This window comes from Metasolibacillus sp. (assembly GCF_025291715.1).
Classification (GTDB): Bacteria; Bacillota; Bacilli; order Bacillales_A; family Planococcaceae; genus Metasolibacillus; species Metasolibacillus louembei.
In genome coordinates this window covers 16,898-34,994 of the sequence record NZ_JAMBIZ010000003.1, presented here as the reverse complement: position 1 = coordinate 34,994, position 18,097 = coordinate 16,898, and the positions used below count along the sequence as shown (strand labels likewise).

21 protein-coding genes are annotated in these 18,097 nt (G+C 39.5%); 1 reads left to right on the top strand and 20 read right to left on the bottom strand.

All coding sequences use genetic code 11. The features are described 5' to 3' along the window. Positions 1-12 precede the first annotated feature (12 nt). The 18 genes from M3Z76_RS03090 to prsW form a co-directional block, all read right to left on the bottom strand. Complete coding sequence (locus M3Z76_RS03090; RefSeq protein WP_293921053.1) at positions 13-717, bottom strand: demethylmenaquinone methyltransferase; 705 nt, start codon at positions 715-717, stop codon at positions 13-15. 15 nt (positions 718-732) lie between these two features. Further along, on the bottom strand, positions 733-1,479 hold the full coding sequence (locus tag M3Z76_RS03085) for a heptaprenyl diphosphate synthase component 1 (protein WP_293921054.1): 747 nt from the start codon (positions 1,477-1,479) through the stop codon (positions 733-735). 59 nt (positions 1,480-1,538) lie between these two features. Further along, on the bottom strand, positions 1,539-1,760 hold the full coding sequence (gene mtrB / locus M3Z76_RS03080; RefSeq protein ID WP_107838557.1) for a trp RNA-binding attenuation protein MtrB: 222 nt from the start codon (positions 1,758-1,760) through the stop codon (positions 1,539-1,541). A 56-nt stretch (positions 1,761-1,816) separates the two neighbouring features. Beyond that, positions 1,817-2,386 carry a GTP cyclohydrolase I FolE gene (gene folE / locus M3Z76_RS03075; RefSeq protein ID WP_293921056.1) on the bottom strand — a complete coding sequence of 190 codons (570 nt, stop codon included), beginning with the start codon at positions 2,384-2,386 and terminating at the stop codon, positions 1,817-1,819. A 165-nt stretch (positions 2,387-2,551) separates the two neighbouring features. Continuing rightward, positions 2,552-2,824, bottom strand: coding sequence for an HU family DNA-binding protein (locus M3Z76_RS03070; RefSeq protein WP_042477970.1), 273 nt, complete (start codon positions 2,822-2,824; stop codon positions 2,552-2,554). 190 nt (positions 2,825-3,014) lie between these two features. Beyond that, complete coding sequence (gene spoIVA, locus M3Z76_RS03065; protein ID WP_293921138.1) at positions 3,015-4,493, bottom strand: stage IV sporulation protein A; 1,479 nt, start codon at positions 4,491-4,493, stop codon at positions 3,015-3,017. A 221-nt stretch (positions 4,494-4,714) separates the two neighbouring features. Next, complete coding sequence (locus M3Z76_RS03060; protein ID WP_293921059.1) at positions 4,715-5,431, bottom strand: hypothetical protein; 717 nt, start codon at positions 5,429-5,431, stop codon at positions 4,715-4,717. Positions 5,432-5,456: 25 nt separating this feature from the next. Continuing rightward, complete coding sequence (locus tag M3Z76_RS03055) at positions 5,457-5,711, bottom strand: DUF2768 domain-containing protein (RefSeq protein WP_293921061.1); 255 nt, start codon at positions 5,709-5,711, stop codon at positions 5,457-5,459. Between the two features lie 189 nt (positions 5,712-5,900). Continuing rightward, complete coding sequence (locus M3Z76_RS03050; RefSeq protein WP_293921063.1) at positions 5,901-6,914, bottom strand: NAD(P)H-dependent glycerol-3-phosphate dehydrogenase; 1,014 nt, start codon at positions 6,912-6,914, stop codon at positions 5,901-5,903. A 16-nt stretch (positions 6,915-6,930) separates the two neighbouring features. Next, a complete protein-coding gene (gene der / locus M3Z76_RS03045; protein WP_293921065.1) occupies positions 6,931-8,241 on the bottom strand; it encodes a ribosome biogenesis GTPase Der in 1,311 nt (436 codons plus the stop codon). 176 nt (positions 8,242-8,417) lie between these two features. Continuing rightward, positions 8,418-9,056, bottom strand: a complete 639-nt coding sequence (locus tag M3Z76_RS03040) for a hypothetical protein (RefSeq protein WP_293921067.1) — start codon at positions 9,054-9,056, stop codon at positions 8,418-8,420. A 305-nt stretch (positions 9,057-9,361) separates the two neighbouring features. Further along, the gene (gene rpsA, locus M3Z76_RS03035; protein ID WP_293921069.1) at positions 9,362-10,507 is read right to left on the bottom strand and encodes a 30S ribosomal protein S1; all 1,146 of its coding nucleotides are present in this window, start codon (positions 10,505-10,507) and stop codon (positions 9,362-9,364) included. Positions 10,508-10,607: 100 nt separating this feature from the next. Further along, positions 10,608-11,279, bottom strand: coding sequence for a (d)CMP kinase (gene cmk / locus M3Z76_RS03030; RefSeq protein WP_293921071.1), 672 nt, complete (start codon positions 11,277-11,279; stop codon positions 10,608-10,610). A gap of 121 nt (positions 11,280-11,400) precedes the next feature. Continuing rightward, on the bottom strand, positions 11,401-11,457 hold the full coding sequence (locus M3Z76_RS19810; RefSeq protein WP_406601114.1) for a hypothetical protein: 57 nt from the start codon (positions 11,455-11,457) through the stop codon (positions 11,401-11,403). After that, positions 11,447-12,097, bottom strand: a complete 651-nt coding sequence (locus M3Z76_RS03025) for a flagellar brake protein (RefSeq protein ID WP_293921073.1) — start codon at positions 12,095-12,097, stop codon at positions 11,447-11,449. Before M3Z76_RS03025 ends, M3Z76_RS19810 begins: the two co-directional genes overlap by 11 nt. A gap of 73 nt (positions 12,098-12,170) precedes the next feature. Then, on the bottom strand, positions 12,171-13,448 hold the full coding sequence (locus M3Z76_RS03020) for a PepSY1/2 domain-containing protein (RefSeq protein WP_293921075.1): 1,278 nt from the start codon (positions 13,446-13,448) through the stop codon (positions 12,171-12,173). Positions 13,449-13,457: 9 nt separating this feature from the next. Next, complete coding sequence (gene sleB, locus M3Z76_RS03015; protein ID WP_293921077.1) at positions 13,458-14,234, bottom strand: spore cortex-lytic enzyme; 777 nt, start codon at positions 14,232-14,234, stop codon at positions 13,458-13,460. Between the two features lie 100 nt (positions 14,235-14,334). Further along, positions 14,335-15,012 (bottom strand): glutamic-type intramembrane protease PrsW, encoded by a 678-nt coding sequence (prsW, locus tag M3Z76_RS03010; protein ID WP_293921079.1) that lies wholly within the window; start codon positions 15,010-15,012, stop codon positions 14,335-14,337. Positions 15,013-15,119: 107 nt separating this feature from the next. Here prsW and M3Z76_RS03005 point away from each other — a divergent pair, with 107 nt between their 5' ends. Continuing rightward, positions 15,120-16,094 (top strand): asparaginase, encoded by a 975-nt coding sequence (locus M3Z76_RS03005; RefSeq protein ID WP_293921081.1) that lies wholly within the window; start codon positions 15,120-15,122, stop codon positions 16,092-16,094. A 215-nt stretch (positions 16,095-16,309) separates the two neighbouring features. Here M3Z76_RS03005 and M3Z76_RS03000 read toward each other — a convergent pair whose 3' ends face one another. Both M3Z76_RS03000 and M3Z76_RS02995 read right to left on the bottom strand, forming a co-directional pair. Next, positions 16,310-17,290 (bottom strand): YpdA family putative bacillithiol disulfide reductase, encoded by a 981-nt coding sequence (locus M3Z76_RS03000; RefSeq protein WP_293921083.1) that lies wholly within the window; start codon positions 17,288-17,290, stop codon positions 16,310-16,312. 22 nt (positions 17,291-17,312) lie between these two features. After that, on the bottom strand, positions 17,313-18,065 hold the full coding sequence (locus tag M3Z76_RS02995; RefSeq protein ID WP_293921085.1) for a metallophosphoesterase: 753 nt from the start codon (positions 18,063-18,065) through the stop codon (positions 17,313-17,315). Between the last annotated feature and the right edge of the window lie 32 nt (positions 18,066-18,097).

The following is an 18,097-nucleotide window of genomic DNA, read 5'->3' as shown; positions in this document are numbered from 1 at the left end:
AACCTTCTCCCACTAAATTTCTTTTTTCAAGCCTTTATGCATCGCCGCTGCGCCACCGCTATAGCCTTTGTACTCAATGCGATCAAATCCCGCGCTTCTGAACATGAATGCAAGCTGCCTCATTCCAGGAAAGTCATTTGCGGATTCCTGTAGCCATGAATACTCTTTATAGCTTTTTGCAAATAGCTTGCCGAACATTGGCATAATGTATTTGAAATAGAAACGGAAAAGTTGACGATAACCTGGAATTTCAGGCTGTGAGGTTTCTAAGCAAACCGCCATACCGCCAGGCTTTAAAACGCGATTCATTTCTCGCAACACTTGCATATAGTCAGGTACATTGCGCAGGCCAAAGCCAATTGTTACGTAATCGAATGTATTATCTTCAAATGGTAGCTCCATCGCATTGCCTTGTAGTAGCTCTATTTGTGGATATGGCTTAACCTTTTCAGCACCAACTTTTAGCATATTTTCACTAAAATCTAAGCCTTTGACGATGCCATTTTCTCCAACAGCCTCTGCCAAAGCAATTGTCCAATCCGCTGTCCCACAACAAACGTCTAAGCATTTTGCACTGGGCTTGACGTTCATTCGTCTCATTGTGTCCTTGCGCCAGCTTCTATGCATTTGAAAGCTAATAACAGAGTTCATTTTATCATAGCCATCAGAAATGCTTTCAAAAACTTCGTGTACACGTTCCTCTTTCGATTTTGTCATTTTTTCAAAACCTTCCTATCTCGTTTCAACTTTTACAATACGCCAAATGAATTGCTGTAATTCATCCGATAATTGTAACGTAGCAAGCTCTGCTATTAATGTTTTACGTTGTGCTTCAATTGCCTCTGCCAATAAATGCTTTAGTTCGTCTGCTCCAAAGCATTTTTCCATCGCTCGTCCTACCACTGTTGACACATGCTGAGAGCATCCATCCAGCTCATTTTGCAAGCGCTGAATCGTTAAAATATGCATCATTGTTGCACTGTATTTGTCAAAGCAATGCGCTTCATAAAATTTGCGTATAATCGCCGTTTCAATCACGCATAAATTCTCAACCCATTGCTCCATTGTTCGATATGTATGCTCATATGCAGCAATCTCCTGCTCACAGCGCTCAACAATTCCTTGTGCTAACTTTTGAATGAGCACGATATTTCCTGTGCGAGCTAGTATTTCATAATAGCGTCCGCTGTAATAATCGCCCGATAATACCGTTAATTGCTGCTCCTTGGAAGTTGCTTCTTTTTCTTTAATTTTATCATGCTCAAACAGAGAGGCTTGAATGATACCTACAGTTGTTGCACCTTCCTGTATGCCTTCATTCCATGATTCTCCGTTTAAAAATGGTAAAAGCAAGAAAAATAGCTGATTTTCATCGATGCTTGGGGCCTCTATATATTGCAGTAAGGCTCTATGACGAACACGCACGAAAATAGACTCTTTTAATTGTTGTATTGCTTGTTGAATAGTTGTTGCATGCATAGATCTCTTACTCCATTTCATTAAAGTAACTAAGCCCCGCTCTCGATAAACGGAACCTATTATTTTTTTGAGCCACTCTCAATCGTTCCATGTGCGGAGTGGATTTTTGCTTTCCCTCGAATTTTCATTGCAGACGTATGCTCTGTAAATTGAGCAATCATTACTTCTCCTGCATCAAGCTTTTCTGAATGATGAAACTTTGTATCAGAGCCACGTGTTAAACCAATTACATGAACACCGTCCTCTTGTGCCTCAATCACAATATATTCTGGTTGTGTCATTTGTTTTTCCCCCACCCGAGATTTTCTTTTTCTATCATATCATAAAATGACAGAAATTAAGACATTTGAATAAACGAAATAACCTCTCTACGTTTCACTTCATCTTCCTCATAAATTCCACGTGCAACAGATGTCACTGTTTTTGAGCCTGGTTTTTTTAAGCCACGCATCGTCATACACATATGCTCTGCCTCAATGACAACATACACACCTTTAGGCTCCAGCATTTCCATCATCGTCTCTGCTACTGTTGACGTAATACGCTCTTGTAGCTGCGGTCTGCGAGCAACCGTTTCTACACAACGTCCTAATTTACTAAGCCCCGCTACTTTTCCGTCCTTTGGTATGTATGCAATATGCGCCTTGCCGTAAAATGGTACAAGATGATGCTCACACATTGAGTAAAATGGAATATCCTTTACAAGCACTAGCTCCTCATGCTCCTCATGAAATACAGTGCTAAAATATTCACGCGGATCTTGTTGTAAGCCGCTAAACATTTCTGCATACATTTTTGCTACACGTTTTGGCGTATCAAGAAGCCCTTCACGTTCTACATCTTCTCCAACTGCCTCTAAAATCATTTTTACTGCTTCTTCAATTTTATTTAAATCAACCTTCGACATATATAGCCTCCATCATCAAGTCCATTGAGATTTCTAACAAATGAATCGTAGCATATCCGCACAATAAGTTCAAAGGGCACTTATCGAAATAGATGAATACGATGAAAAAAGAGCAGCCTTCAGTTTAAACTGAAGGCTGCTCTATGTAACTGCAAGACGTGGAAATTATTTCACAGCGTCTTTAAGCGCTTTACCTGGTTTAAACGCAGGCACTTTGCTTGCAGCGATTTCGATTTCTTTACCAGTTTGTGGGTTACGACCTTTACGAGCCGCACGCTCACGTACTTCAAAGTTACCAAAACCGATTAATTGTACTTTGTCACCCTTTGCAAGAGCACCTTGAATTGTATCAAATACAGCTTCAACCGCTTTAGAAGCGTCTTTTTTAGAAAGACCTGCAGCTTCAGCAACAGAGTTTACTAATTCTGTTTTATTCACACCATTCACCTCCTCTCAAAGGGTCATGAACCTAAATCATGTAAAAAGAGTAACACATCGAAAACCGCTACGCAACTTAATTTAGCTATGTTTGTCCGAATAATAGCGTTTTTTTTTAATAAAATGCAAATAACAGGACAAAACGCCTAAAAATAGCGTTGTCCTGTTATAAAAAAGGAGTTTTTTACCACTAAATAATAAATGTAATTAACCCTCTATCGCCTTCATTCACCATACGTTCAATTGTTTGACGCATTCTCTTTTTAGCAGTTTTTGGTACAGTATTCATTTTATAACGAATACTTTCCTTCAATACTTCATGAAGTGGTGTGCCAAATAATTGTGTTTGCCATAAAGCTTCTCGATCATTTTCAAAGGCATACTGTAAATCCTTTAATAATTGCTGACTATGGAATTCTGAGCCAATTAATGGTGCAAACTCCGATTCCATATCAACACGGATAATATGGTAAGATGGCGCTGTTGCCTTCATCCGAACACCATAGAAATTATTTTGCTTAATTAGCTCTGGTTCATTCGGCTCAAATTCATCAATTGTTGGCAGCGTTAAGCCATAGCCTTCAATGCGTGCTTGCTCAATGGCCTCTCGGAAGCGAGCCTGCGCTCTTTTTGCCTCAGACGCCTCTTTAACAAACAATAACCAGTCTTTTTTCGTTTCGATTGGCTGCTCTAACCATTCGTTACATATCGCTTTATAAATGTCATTTTGTATCGTTAAACGCACTGTTACAACGCCGAGACCTGCATCAACACGTTCAACCTCACAATTTTCTACGAAATCTAAGGCCTTCAAAAAATTCGTTGCCTTTTCAACATCGCGAATTTTTTCAACATGCCCAATCATTTCATGTGATGCAACAGCAAGTGATTCATTAACATAGTGTGTACTATCAAGCACATCTACCCAATCAGGCTTTTCTACTTCGATATATTCAATCGGAAACTCATACAATGCCTCCTGCAAAATATAGGCAATATCAGATGTTGTCAGCTGATCAATAGATGTTGCAATAACAGGAACTTCATACGTTTCAAATAATTCATTGCGCAAATTGCGCGTTTCCTCGCGCGCCGGCATTGTGCTATTAATAACGATGACGAAAGGTTTACCAATTTCCTTTAATTGCTCAATAATCGCCCTTTCTGCCACAGCTGCGGCTTGTCGCTCAATTCCATTGACGGTGCCATCTGTCGTCACAACTACACCGATATTGGCATGGTCACGTATTACTTTATCTGTGCCAATTTTCGCAGCATCCTGAAACGGAATCGCTTCTGTATGCCAAGGTGTATGCACATATTTAGGGCCGTTTTCATCCTCATAGCCCTTCGCTCCATCAATAATATAGCCAACGCAATCAGCAAGGCGAATGCGGAAGCTTAAGCCGTCATCACCTATAGAAATGGGTGCAGCATTGGCAGGAACAAACTTCGGCTCTGCCGTCATAATAACGGGACCTGGTGAGCTTTGTGGCAGCTCGTCCAAGGCACGCTTACGATCGTCTTCATTCATAATATTCGGCAAGACAAGCGACTCCATTACTTTTTTGACGAATGTCGATTTTCCTACTCGGACAGGGCCAACAACCCCAATATACACATCACCATTTGTTCGTTCTGCAAGCTGTTGAAAAATTTGTTCGCTAATAGGCGCTCCTCCTTTACTTAATTTAAATCTATGCCTACATGTTTGCAAATATGCGAAGGGGGCGTCCGAAAAGTCATTTTGGGACGCCCCCTTTGCGACGAGGATGGTGACAATTGATTGTGACCACCGCAGGAGCACAGTTTTAATCAAAAATTGACTATGTAAAATAGCGGAGCCGTCCAGAAAGTGAACTTTCTGGACGGCCCCTTAAAATTCGTATGTTATTTTGTTGGCTCATACATAAAAATCGGCTCATTATTTTCATCTACTGTATATGGTAATGAGTATGCAGGAACGACAGGATAATGCTCTGCTAGCAACATGCGAATATCTTCACCTGGCTCTGGCTTTACTTGCTGTTCTTGAATAAATTGATACAAGTCCATTGAATAATCTACATATAATTCTCCAGCCGTCGAAACGATAACAGGTAATTGATTGTTAGAATATGGACTTGCTACTGTAACTTCTTCCTTATAACCGATATTTTTAAAATTAATTGTATAAATATACGGCGTAATACTTTCTTGATATTGCGGATATTTCTTGCTCATAAAGCGTATTTTTACTTCTCTCAGCTTTTCAGGCACACGTAAATCAACCAGCTTTATCGTGGGATTTTCTTCTGGATTCCAAATAACATATTGGAAAATCCCACCTTTTTCAAATGAATTCGCTGGTGGTGAAGCTAAATATTTTGGAATCAGCTTCTCAAAATCAACTAAATATTTAATAAATATATCTGTATCCATATCGCGTGTTTTGATTGGTAAAACACCTGTATCTGCTTGATACTCCGAAATGGCACGCTGTACAGCTGCCAATTGGTCTACATCGGGCACTTGGTTTTCAGCCTTGCGCTCCTCCGGGTACATACATGCTGCTAGAAAGAACGTACAGAAAAAAACTGTAGCAAGCATTGTCCATCTTGTTTTCATCTTCATTTTCTCCTTCTACCTTATTTTAATTCGGCCATGTAGCGACAATGAGCACCATTAAAAATGCGCCAGTAGCTAACATAATATAAGCGATTAGCTTGAATATAAAAGACAAAAAGACATTATTTACCCATTTGCGTGTCGCTGAAATAATAACTACCGAAAAGAATAATAAGCCAATCGCATAAAACGATATCCACATCACATCAAGTGCAGGTATATGTGCTAATGGACCACGCGCTGTATTTAATAATAAGCTGTCCAATATTTGATTGTTCACGAATTAAAACCGCCTTTCTATATAGCTATGTAGTCTTGTTTATACCATTGTAAATTATATAATTTCTACAAACAAAATAATAGGGCTGTTAGATTACCTTACAAGCAATGCATGCGACTGCTTTTCAGATAATCTCAACAACCCATTCTTTTTAGAAGCTTGCGCTATTTGTGGAGAATTTATGACACTTTACTGGAACTCATCAATTTCGGGCTTTTTCATGCGAATCATTAATTCATCCACCGCTTCTTTCGGTGTTTTATCACTAAATAGCACATCATAAAGTGCCGCTGTAATCGGCATTGCCACATCATATTTTTGTGCAAGCTGATGTGCCGCCTTCGTTGTACGTATACCTTCCACAACCATGCCCATTTGCTCTAACACTTCTTCAAGCGGTAAGCCTTTTCCAAGCATATTACCTGCACGCCAGTTACGTGAGTGTACACTTGTACATGTTACGATTAAGTCACCCATTCCTGTTAATCCAGCGAATGTAAATGGATTGCCCCCCATTTTGACACCGAGGCGAGTGATTTCTGCTAAGCCGCGCGTAATTAAGGCTGCCTTCGCATTATCACCATAAGTTAGGCCATCTGTAATACCGGCTGCTAATGCAATGACATTTTTCAATGCCCCACCAATTTCAACACCCGTCACATCCTCGCTTGTATAAACACGCAAATACCCATTCATAAACATGTCTTGTACTTTTTCTGCTGCAGCAATATTTTCACAGGCTGCTGTAACAGTTGTCGGATGCTGCAAAACAACTTCCTCCGCATGGCTTGGACCTGATAATACAACAATGTCCTCAATTAAATCAGTGCCTAGACTTTCTCGCATTAACTCAGAAATACGTAATAAAGTGTCTGGTTCTATCCCTTTTGACACATGGACAAACAACGCTTTTTCTTGTCGTAATTGTGCTAAATTGCCACATACTTCTCTGATTGCCTTTGTCGGCACTGCAACAACAATTGTTGTTGCGTGCTGTGCAGCTTTGGCAAGATTTGCTGTGGCAACAAGATTTGCTGGAAGCGTTGTATCTGGCAAATATTTTTTATTCGTATGCTGGTTATTAATTTCGTCTGCTTGGTTTTGTCGATGTGTCCATAGCAGCGTATCATGCCCGTTTTCTGCAAGCACAATCGCAAGCGCAGTTCCCCAAGAGCCAGCACCTAAAACAGTTATTCTCTCCATCTTTTCCCCTCCATAACTAATCGCGTGCGCGAGTAATTAAGCGAATCGGCGTTCCTTCGAAATCAAATGTTTCACGAATGCGGTTTTCAAGGAAACGCTCATATGAAAAGTGCATTAATTCTGGATCATTGACAAATACAACAAATGTTGGCGGCTGAATTGCCACTTGTGTTGCATAGTAAATACGTAAGCGACGCCCTTTATCAGCAGGTGCTGGATTGCGCGCTACGGAATCTTCAATCACTTCATTTAAAATAGATGATTGAATACGCATTGCATGGTTTTCACTTACACGTTGGACAATTGCTAAAATTTGATGTACACGCTGCTTCGTTTTTGCTGACACGAAAATAATCGGTGCATAATCTAAAAATAAGAAATGCTCACGAATTTGCTGCGTATAGAAATTCATTGTTTTATCGTCTTTTTCAACAGCATCCCATTTATTAACAACGATAATTACTGCCTTACCAGCCTCATGTGCATAGCCTGCAATTTTTTTATCTTGTTCTTGGATACCCTCGTCCGCATTTAACACGACTAAGACAACGTCAGAGCGTTCGATTGCTCGCAGTGCACGAAGTACAGAATATTTTTCCGTCGTTTCATACACCTTTCCTTTTTTACGCATACCTGCTGTATCAATGATGACATATTCCTGCCCATCATACGTATATGGTGTATCAATAGCATCACGTGTTGTGCCTGCAATATCGCTGACAATCACTCGATCATTACCTAAAAAGGCATTTACTAAAGAAGATTTCCCGACATTTGGACGTCCAATTAATGAGAATTTAATCACATCATCGCCGTATTGTGCTTCGTCCTCTTGTGGGAAATGCTTTGCACATTCATCCAGTAAGTCCCCTAAGCCTAAGCCGTGTGAGCCAGAAATTGGCCAAGGCTCACCAAAGCCTAATGAATAAAAATCATAAATCATTTCACGCATATCTGGGTTATCAATTTTATTAACTGCTAATACAACAGGCTTTTTCGTTTTGTATAAAATTTTTGCTACTTGCTCATCAGCCGCTGTAACACCTTCACGTCCATTTGTCATGAAAATAATAACGTCTGCCTCATCAATGGCGATTTCTGCTTGCTGACGAATTTGCTCTAAAAAAGGCTCATCGCCAATATCAATACCACCTGTATCAATAATATTAAAATCATGCGTTAGCCATTCAGCCGAACTATAAATACGATCACGTGTAACACCTGGAATATCTTCCACAATGGAAACACGTTCTCCAACAATACGGTTAAAAATTGTTGATTTCCCTACGTTCGGACGTCCTACAATGGCGATTACTGGTTTTGTCATTTTGTACTTCATCCTTCCAACTTTCGAATCTCTACGTAATTATACACGAATTTTTTCATTATAGCATGTAATGCGGTAAAGTGATGATTTTTCTTCACTGCATTGATTTTAATGACATAAAAAATAAAACGAATAATTCCAACAAAATGTAGGAATTACTCGTTCAATTTTCATCATTATTTTGTTAAATTATAGTCAACTGAAATTTCCCCTGCTAAGAAATCTTCAAAATTCATGGAGATTGTATAATCGCCATCTGTATATGTGTGTGTGCCGAAATCTTCATCTAAAGCTTTGTCAGATTCCGCTTCATATAAATCGATATTTAGGCCCAATACTTCTATAAGTGCTGCTATAGCAGTAAAGACCTCTACTAAATCATCCCCTTCTTCACTTAGCATGTTTAGTCCTTCTGCTTTTAAGCTGTACCCCGTAATCCTTTTCTCTGCATCATATTTACTATTAATCACATAGTGCCCGTCATATCCTAAAACATCTGCATCTAGCAGCGTTTGAGAAAATCCGTTGTCTTCCACTGTTAATTCATTTGTAAGTGGCTCTGACATGCTTGCAATTTCGATAGGCTCTTCTTCATCTTGCTTCATGAATTCAACCATTGTATTGTACTTTTTCACAAGTTTTTCTACAGTTGCTTTCGAGCCAGCATCGATATTTTCAAATGTGACAACTTCCTCAGTCTCCTGTTCTTGAACAGCTTCTTTTTCTACTGGTTCTTCTTTTGGCTTTTCCACTTTGCCGCTACATCCTGCTAATAACAGGGCACCAAAGCAAGCTGATAGTAATAACTTTTTCATTGTAATACCTCTTTCGTCTATTAAATTATGTAATTACACAAGACCCAATAATATATTCATTTTACTTAAAAGTCAATAGTTTACAGGTAAAAAATACTTTAAATAATCGCTACTTACTTTTAAGCTAATTTAACCAATTATTTGATTTATCATCCTAATTTTGAGGTAGCAAAATGGAAAATTATTTTTTGAAGGAGATGAATAGCCTTGCTAGTTGATTGAAATGGAGGAAGCATTCACTTATCTGAATAAAATCAAAAACGATAGGAAGAGCAGTTACCTACTTTTCCTATCGTTTTGCAAGCTTATTCTTTTGTAAAGCCTTTTAATTGATCGCCAATCACATCGCTAAACGAAAAGCCTGTGTTTTCTTCTGGTAATTCGTAATCGAATTCTTCCTCTTTATCTGGGTTTTCCACAAGGTCTTTAATGCTTAATGATAAACGCTTCTCGGCAGCGTTCACATCCAGCACCTTCACCTGCACCTCTTGCCCTTCTTTTAACGCTTCATGAGGTGTGTTAATATGCTTATGCGAAATTTGTGAAATATGCACAAGTCCTTCTACATTCGGGAATACCTCCACGAAAGCACCGAACGTTACAAGACGGCGAACAGTTCCTGTTAACACAGCGCCTTTTGCTGCACGTTCCTCAATATTTTCCCACGGTCCAGGTAACGTGTCTTTAATTGATAATGAAATACGCTCATTATCCGGATCAACAGAAAGCACTTTTACTTTCACTGCTTGCCCTTCTGTTAGTACAGATGATACATCCTCTACATGGTCATGTGACACTTGCGAAATATGCACAAGTCCATCAACACCACCAAGGTCAATAAATGCACCGAATGTTGCTAAGCGCTGTACTTTGCCTTCTAACACATCACCTTGCTTTATATTGCCAATCACTTGCTTTTTTTGCTCTGCCTTTTCTTGCTCTACAACGGCTCTGTGCGATAAAATTAAACGGCCCTTTTCTTGATCTAGCTCCGTAATTTTAAAGAGCATCGTTTTGCCACGATAGTCTTCGAAATCTTCAACGAAATGATCCTCTACTAGCGATGCTGGCACAAAGCCGCGCACGCCTAAATCTACAACTAGACCGCCTTTAACAACATCCTTCACTTCGGCTTCAAACACTTCGCCTGATTCAAATTTTGCGATTAAACCATCCCATGCTTTCAATGCATCAACTTTACGTTTCGATAACACATATGCTTCATCTTCTACTTTCGTAATCATTAGCTCAAGCACATCGCCCACTGAAACGGCATCAGACGCCTTCTCAATGTGTAGACTAGAAAGCTCACTAATTGGGATAATCCCTTCAAATGGAGCTCCCTCAATTGAAACAGTTACAGATTTATCATCAACCTGCTCCGCGGTACCTTTCACAATATCTCCTTCATGAAATTCCTTTTCTAATCCTAAGTTCATTTCTTCAGACATATGTAACCCTCCTTCGCATGTTCCACTTTTATTTTATTCGAAATAATGAATAAAAACAAAAATTTCCCCTTTTGTCATAAAAAAATCTTTTGCATACTGCTTACATAACGTCATATGCTAACTTCAAAATTGCCTCTGCTGCTTCATCAATCGTTAAATTCGTCGTATCTAAATATACCGCATCTGCAGCCTGAATTAACGGTGAAGCCTCTCGCTCGCTATCCAACTTGTCACGAAGCGCAATTTCCTCTTGTAAACGCTCGATGGATGATTGAATACCACGACGTTCATTATCAAGATAACGACGACGAGCACGCTCCTCTACAGAAGCGGACATAAATACTTTTAATTCTGCATTTGTTAAAACATGTGTCGCAATATCTCGTCCATCCATTACGACAGCACCACCTGCCGCTAATTGCTGCTGCATTGCCACTAACACTTCACGTATATTCGCATGTGCTGCTACTTGTGAAACATTTGCCGTTACTTCATTTGAACGGATGACCTCCGAAACATTCACACCATCTACATAAACAAGTTGTCCATTAATAGACGGTTCTAACTCGATTTTTGTTGCATGCAACATTTTTTCAAGCGCTTCTCTATCATCTAATTGTATGCCTAGTTGCATCGCTTTATGCGTAACAGCACGATACATCGCACCAGTATCGATGTATGTAAAATTTAACTTTTCTGCAACGATTTTTGCAATTGTACTTTTCCCCGCTCCGGCAGGACCATCAATTGCAATTTGAATTTGCTTTGCCATTATTTATCCCTACTTTCCTTACCACTACATTATATATGAAAAATGAGCGAGGTAGTTAACTAAATCACTCAAAAATAGGCTGTAAAGAAAGGCAATGATTATCACGCTTTCCTTACAGCCTTCACTTTATCCTACATGAATCTACATTTGTTAAATGACCGCATCTTTTACAATTCATTCAGCTCTTTTTTACGTTGTAATAATTGACGCTCAAAGCATAGACGTACAATATGCTGTTTATCCACATCATCAGTATCTGTCAATTGCATGGAAGCGATTGTTCGTTCATTTTCATCGAATATGCGAACGATGCGTGCGTCTGTTTGAACATATTTAATCTCACTATTCACAAAAGGAAGAACAATTGTTAGCTGAACCGTATCGCCCTCTTTAAAGTTAACCGCCCCTATTAAACGTACAGACAGCCCTCCTGCACTGATATCCTGTGCAATAAATTGGTAGATAGAGCCATTAAATTCAATAGCTACATCAATCGATGTTTCGACACGAACAAACTCCCTGCGCTGAATTTTTATAAATTGGTCTTCTGGCGGACATGATAGCACCACCATCGGTATACGGTCATTTTTACGCCCGAGTACTTGCGTTATAAAGCTGTAACTATTTCCATCTGTGTAGAACACTGCATGCAGCTCTGTTCCATCAAGCAAAAATGCTGTTTTTTTCGTGAAATCATTAATTGGATAATCCACATAAATGACGCCATCTTCTTTTTCTACGACTTTACATCTAAACTTTTCCATGCCATCTGTGCCTTCTGGCTCTAACATTAACATCGTTCCAATTTTCAATTCCATGATTTTCTCCTCGTGCATTGAAATTTTCTATGTCTATTATCGCACGGAGGTTATAATTTATCTATAACTATTATCAGGCTAATGTATCAATTTGAATCACATCATGGGTCGTTGCATCGACAACTACACGGAATGTATCATATTGTTTATCCGGTAGCCTTGCCATTACCTCATAGCATAAGCGCAGTTCATAGGCATCATTTTCTGTATAAATTTTCTTTTCATCCTCTATGACAACACCTTCGCCAAAAAATGTTGACCAATCAATCGGCTTTAGCTCCTGCTCTTTAATCGTTTCCTTTTGAATGTATTCCATCGCATTAATACCTAACACCTCGCCGCTATCCTTGGCAACTTTCACTTGAATACTATCAGGATAAACGAGTGCATCGTTTACTTTACGTGTAAAAACAAAATGCCATGCAATATGATTTTCACGCATTTCTGTCATAACCGTATCGTCATAGCCAGCATCTGCCATAATCTTTTCAGCTGCTTGTAACACTTCCTCATGTGGCAGCGCTGTTTTTTTCATCGGTCGCTCTAGCAGGAATGACAAAATATGCCCACCTTTCTCCGTAATATCTGCATAGCCAATACGCGAGCCACGAACAAATTGAATGTGATAAAACGGATACGGCGCATCGTCTCTACTTTTCGTTACCGTCATTGTTGCATCACTAATTAAAGGGAATACGGTTTGCAGGCGCTGCAATGCTTGTGCCTTCGTTAATGGCTCGTCCATTAAATGTTGCAATTCTCGCTTTTTTTGGTAGTCGCTCTCACTCGCTGTTAAAGGAAAATCCGTTTCATTAAAGCTTTTTAAATCTGCCGATACTTTCGCAAAGGATGAATCCCCTACCTCGTCAGCTGTTATTTTTGACCATTTTTGATAATCGCCATCTTGTTGAAAATAATTTGTTGTCGCAACAGTCCATTCCTCTGTTAGCGCATGTAAATTGCCATTGACTGTCTCCATTTTATCTTGCCATTCTGTCGCATCTTGAGAAGCCGCAGCACGCTTTGCCTCATCACCTATACGACCTAAATAACGCATCCAATCATTTGCTACCTCTTGATGTAAAGGCAGACGTGACACTGCATTACGCATATCGCTACTCACGCGCCAAATCGTATCCAGCTCTTTATGCAATGCTTTCTCATCTTGAAATAGCATCGATTTAGCAATGGATGAATGTAATAAGGATAGCTTTTCCGAGGCATTTGTTAGCTCGTTTGTATAATGGGCATGTACTGCCCTTTCCATTGAACGCTGTTTTGTCGTCACATCATACGCATAAACAGCTAAAATCAACACAACAATGCTTAATAAATATACTGCATTTTTCATAGTTCACCTCTAATAGCAGAAAATATGCTGCCCAATCTGCTTTATTTGTGGACGTGTCCAAATCCATTTGCTTGTTGCTGTTTTAGGGTTGAAATAATATAGCGCGTTCTCTGTTGGATCCCAGCCATTCATCGCATCCAAAACAGCTTGCTTTGCTCGTTCATTTGGCGTCAACCAAATTTGACCATCGGCTACTGCTGTAAACGCAAGTGGCTGGAAAATAATATCGGAAATCGAATTTGGAAAATCAGGTGACTCCAATCGATTTAAAATAACCGCCGCTACTGCTACTTGTCCCTCATACGGTTCACCGCGCGCCTCACCATAAACAGCGTTAGCCATTATTTGTAAATCTCGCTCCGTATAATTTGCTGGCAGCTGCATTGAGCCACTATTTTTACTACTTCCTCCACCCTTTACTTGATGCTCAAGCGCCATCCCACCATAGTGCGTAAACTGGCTGCCTTTCGCAATTTGCTCCTTAACGAAGCTTTCATTATAATTAGATTGCGCTACTAGCTTTTTTTTCGTCGTATCGCCCGCGATCCCATCTACCTCTAAGCCATAGCTTTGTTGAAATTCACGCAAAGCCCAGTAAGTGCCATAACCAAATTTGCCATCAATTTTTCCATGATAGTAGCCTAAATATTGCAGGCGAGCCTGTAACTCAATTACATCATCGCCAAACGCACCTCGCTGAATCACTTGCGCGGAAAAGGCATCGGATTGCTGTGGCTGTATAAGAAATACGCTAAGTAGCAACACAATGAATAATTTTTTCTTCATGTACACCTCTCCTTTTTTCATAGCATGCGAAGTGTGCCTTGATTTATACATCATTTATAAAATATAAATAGCCGTTGGAAAAAATATATTTTTCCAACGGCTAAGAATGTTTGTTATTTTCAATCAAATGTTCAATTAAATGTTGGTGAGCAAGCTTCACTTTACGCAAGCCAAACCACCATAAAAACAGCATAAACGGCACCATTAAGTAAATGAAATTACCACCTAGCGTCCAAATTAAGTTATAGCTGAAATGTAACGCAATTGGAATGAAAATGGATAAAAATAAATATTCCTTCCATTTATCATTGTTAGAGAATTTACTTTTCCCAAAATAATAGCCCATGACAACGCCGAATAATGCATGGCTCGAAACGGGCAACAACGCTCTTACAAAAGCGGTATTCAAGCCAAAGGACAATAAATATAAAACATTTTCAACTGTCGCAAAGCCTAAAGAGACGGCTGCTCCATATAAAATGCCATCATATGGGTCATCAAATTCAATATGGCGAAAAATCAGCACAAAAATAATTAACCATTTAAAAAATTCCTCAATGCCGCTTGTAAATACAACATTTGTCATAAACGGATTCGTCATTGTACCCTCTTGCTCCATTACATATTGAATAAACAAAATAGGGAATGTAATAACCGCCCCATATAAAAATGCTTGAATTAATGTTCTACGTGGCTCTGTTGCCATTTGATTGCGCATATAAAAATAGCCTAAAAGAGCTAATGCTGGAGCTATTGCTGCTGATAATAATATGAACATAGTATAAGCTCCTTTTCTCTATATATAAAAACGTTTCTTAACAATTGATTTAGTTATTGTTATTATATCATTAAATGCTTCCATTCTGATTTTAAAAGGGGATTTTTATGTCAAAAAAAACAATTTTATTAATTCATACAGGTGGTACAATTTCGATGAAAATGAGCGCTGAAACAGGGGCGGTTGTGCAAAATGAGCAAAACCCACTAACAGCAGAAAAGCATACGCTAGCAACATATGCCAATATCATTGAGGTAGAAGCGTTCAATTTACCATCGCCACATATTACACCAAATGAAATGCTGCGCTTACGCAATTGTATTGCAGAGCATGTTGATAAATACGCAATTGATGGCGTTGTTATTACACATGGTACAGATACATTGGAAGAAACAGCATACTTTTTAGATTTAACAACACGCTATAACTTCCCGATTGTGTTAACAGGGGCAATGCGTTCATCTAATGAGCTTGGAGCAGATGGTGTTTATAATTTAGTTGAGGCTGTACGTGTCGCTTGCTCACAAGAAGCACGTGGAAAAGGGGTACTTGTTGTTATGAATGATGAAATACATCATGCTTTCAACATTACGAAAACATCGACATCTAGTGTTAATACATTCCAAAGCCCACAATATGGGCCTATCGGCTTGATTACAAAGAAAACTGTCCATATCCACCATATGCCTGTCCAACGCCAATTTGTCGAAGTGGAAAAAATCGAAAAGCGTGTCGCTTTATTAAAGGCCTATGCAGGAATGGAAGCCGATTTAATCGATGCGGTGGCAACATTGCAATATGATGGGCTTGTCTTAGAAGGCTTTGGACAAGGCAACGTCACACCTGCTGTCGCACAGCGTTTAAAAGCACTTGTCGCAAATGGTATGCCGGTCATCCTTGTTTCGCGCTGCTTTAACGGCATTGCAGAAGGCGTTTACGGCTATGAGGGCGGTGGCAAGCAGCTAGAAGATGCTGGGGTCATTTTCGCCACAGGCATTAACGGACAAAAGGCACGCTTAAAGCTATTAATTGGCTTAAATCAAGTGCATCATCCTGTTGAGCTGAGAGCTTTTTTCTCATAACTGTAAACCAGCTAGCTGGTTTACAGTTCTATCAGCATGTTTTGTAATTCTATTGGTAACTTTTCATTTTCTATCAGCATGTTTTATCAATTTATCGGTAACTTTAGCGTTTCTATCAGAAACTTCAACATATATCGAAAGAAACCATCACAATTAAATATGCTCCCAATAAGATAGATGAAAATTCATCAAATCAAATTGGGAGCATATTAAGATTAAGGGCGGCGTGGTACTTTAAATTTTTCCTGAATCGCCTGCGCAATCATACCACCATGAAATCGTCCATTTTCAATAAAAATTTCATTGGCATTGTTGCCTGCTGCAATGACACCTGCAATAAATAAATTCGGAACATTGGTTTCCATCGTTTCTTCGTTAAAAAATGGACGACCCGTTGTTTCATCAATATTTACGCCCATTGCACGAATAAAGTCGTGATCAGGGTGATAGCCTGTCATCGCAAAAACGAAATCGTTCGCAATATGTAGCTGTTGTCCTGCTTTGCGAATGACCACTTCGTCTTCAAAAATAGCTTCTACTGCACTTTCAAAATGCATCGTAATTTCACCGGAGCGGACTAACCCTTCAAACTCAGGCAGTACCCATGGCTTAATGCTTGGTGAATAGTCGCTACCACGATAGACGACTGTGACATATGCACCGGCTTTATTTAATTCCAATGCTGCATCAATAGCTGAGTTTTTGCCACCAATCACTAAGACGTTCGTATCGAAAAATGGGTGACCTTCTTTAAAATAATGATACACCTTTGGTAGCTGCTCGCCTTCAATGCCCATATAATTCGGATGATCATAATAGCCTGTGGCAATGATAACATATGGTGTTTCATACTGTTCTTTGCTCGTTGTTACAGTGAATATAGCGCCGTTTTTTTCGACTTTTTCAACCTTTTCAAAACGATGAATGTCGATTTTTTTTGTGCGCACAACTTCGCGATAATAGACTAAGGCTTGATTGCGACGAGGCTTGCGCTCCTCTACAATAAATGGCACATCGCTAATTGCTAGCTTTTCACTCGTACTAAAAAATGTTTGATGTGTCGGGTAATTGTAAATTGAATTGACGATATTTCCTTTTTCAATGACAACAGGCTGCAATCCAATCGCCTGCAATTCAATTGCGGCCGCTAAGCCACAAGGTCCTCCTCCAACAATTAAAGCATCAACTTTTTGCATTATCATAATCTCCTCTTTCAACTTACTCAATCATAACATCAATTACATGGCATTCTGGCTTTGCGCCTAAACGTAGCGGTAGCAACGTTGTGCCATAGCCATTACTAATCAAGGTCGGGATACCATCACGTACAGAATACGAGCCTTGTGGGTGTAAACCAAACTTCCAAAAGCGAAGCTGCCCTCCATGTAAATGTCCCCCCATCATTAAATTTGGCTTAAAATAGCGAGGGACACGATAAAAAACTTGTGGGTTATGTGAAATAAAAAATGTAATATCATCCTTTTGGCATTTCGCAAAGGCCTGTTCAAAGCTATATTTTTTTGTAGAGGTATCCAAAATGGCACTTAGCCATATGCGATTAGGACCTGCGAGCAATTCCGCATTATTTTCAAGTAACGTTACATGCATTTCTGCAAATAACTGACGCAAACGCTCTTCCCCCACTTCATGGTCATTATTTCCCCAAACAAAATAGATAGGTCCAAGCTCTTGCAGTCGCTCAATATTGCGGCGTATACGCTCAAATGGCGTTCGCTTATCACATAAATCACCACCGATAATGACTGCCTCTACCTTGCCAATCGACCGTAACATGCGTTCATCCACTGTGCGTAAATGGATATCTGATATAAAAAAAATACGCAAGCTTTGCGATATTTGCCCTTGCAATTGCAATGTATGATAGCGCACATTATTTTCAAAGGCTTGACGCCACATATGCAAAATGCCTGCGCTCGCTATCCCTACCCCTGTTAACAGTAACTTCTTCACACTTAAACCTCATTTCTTAAGGAAAACAGAGG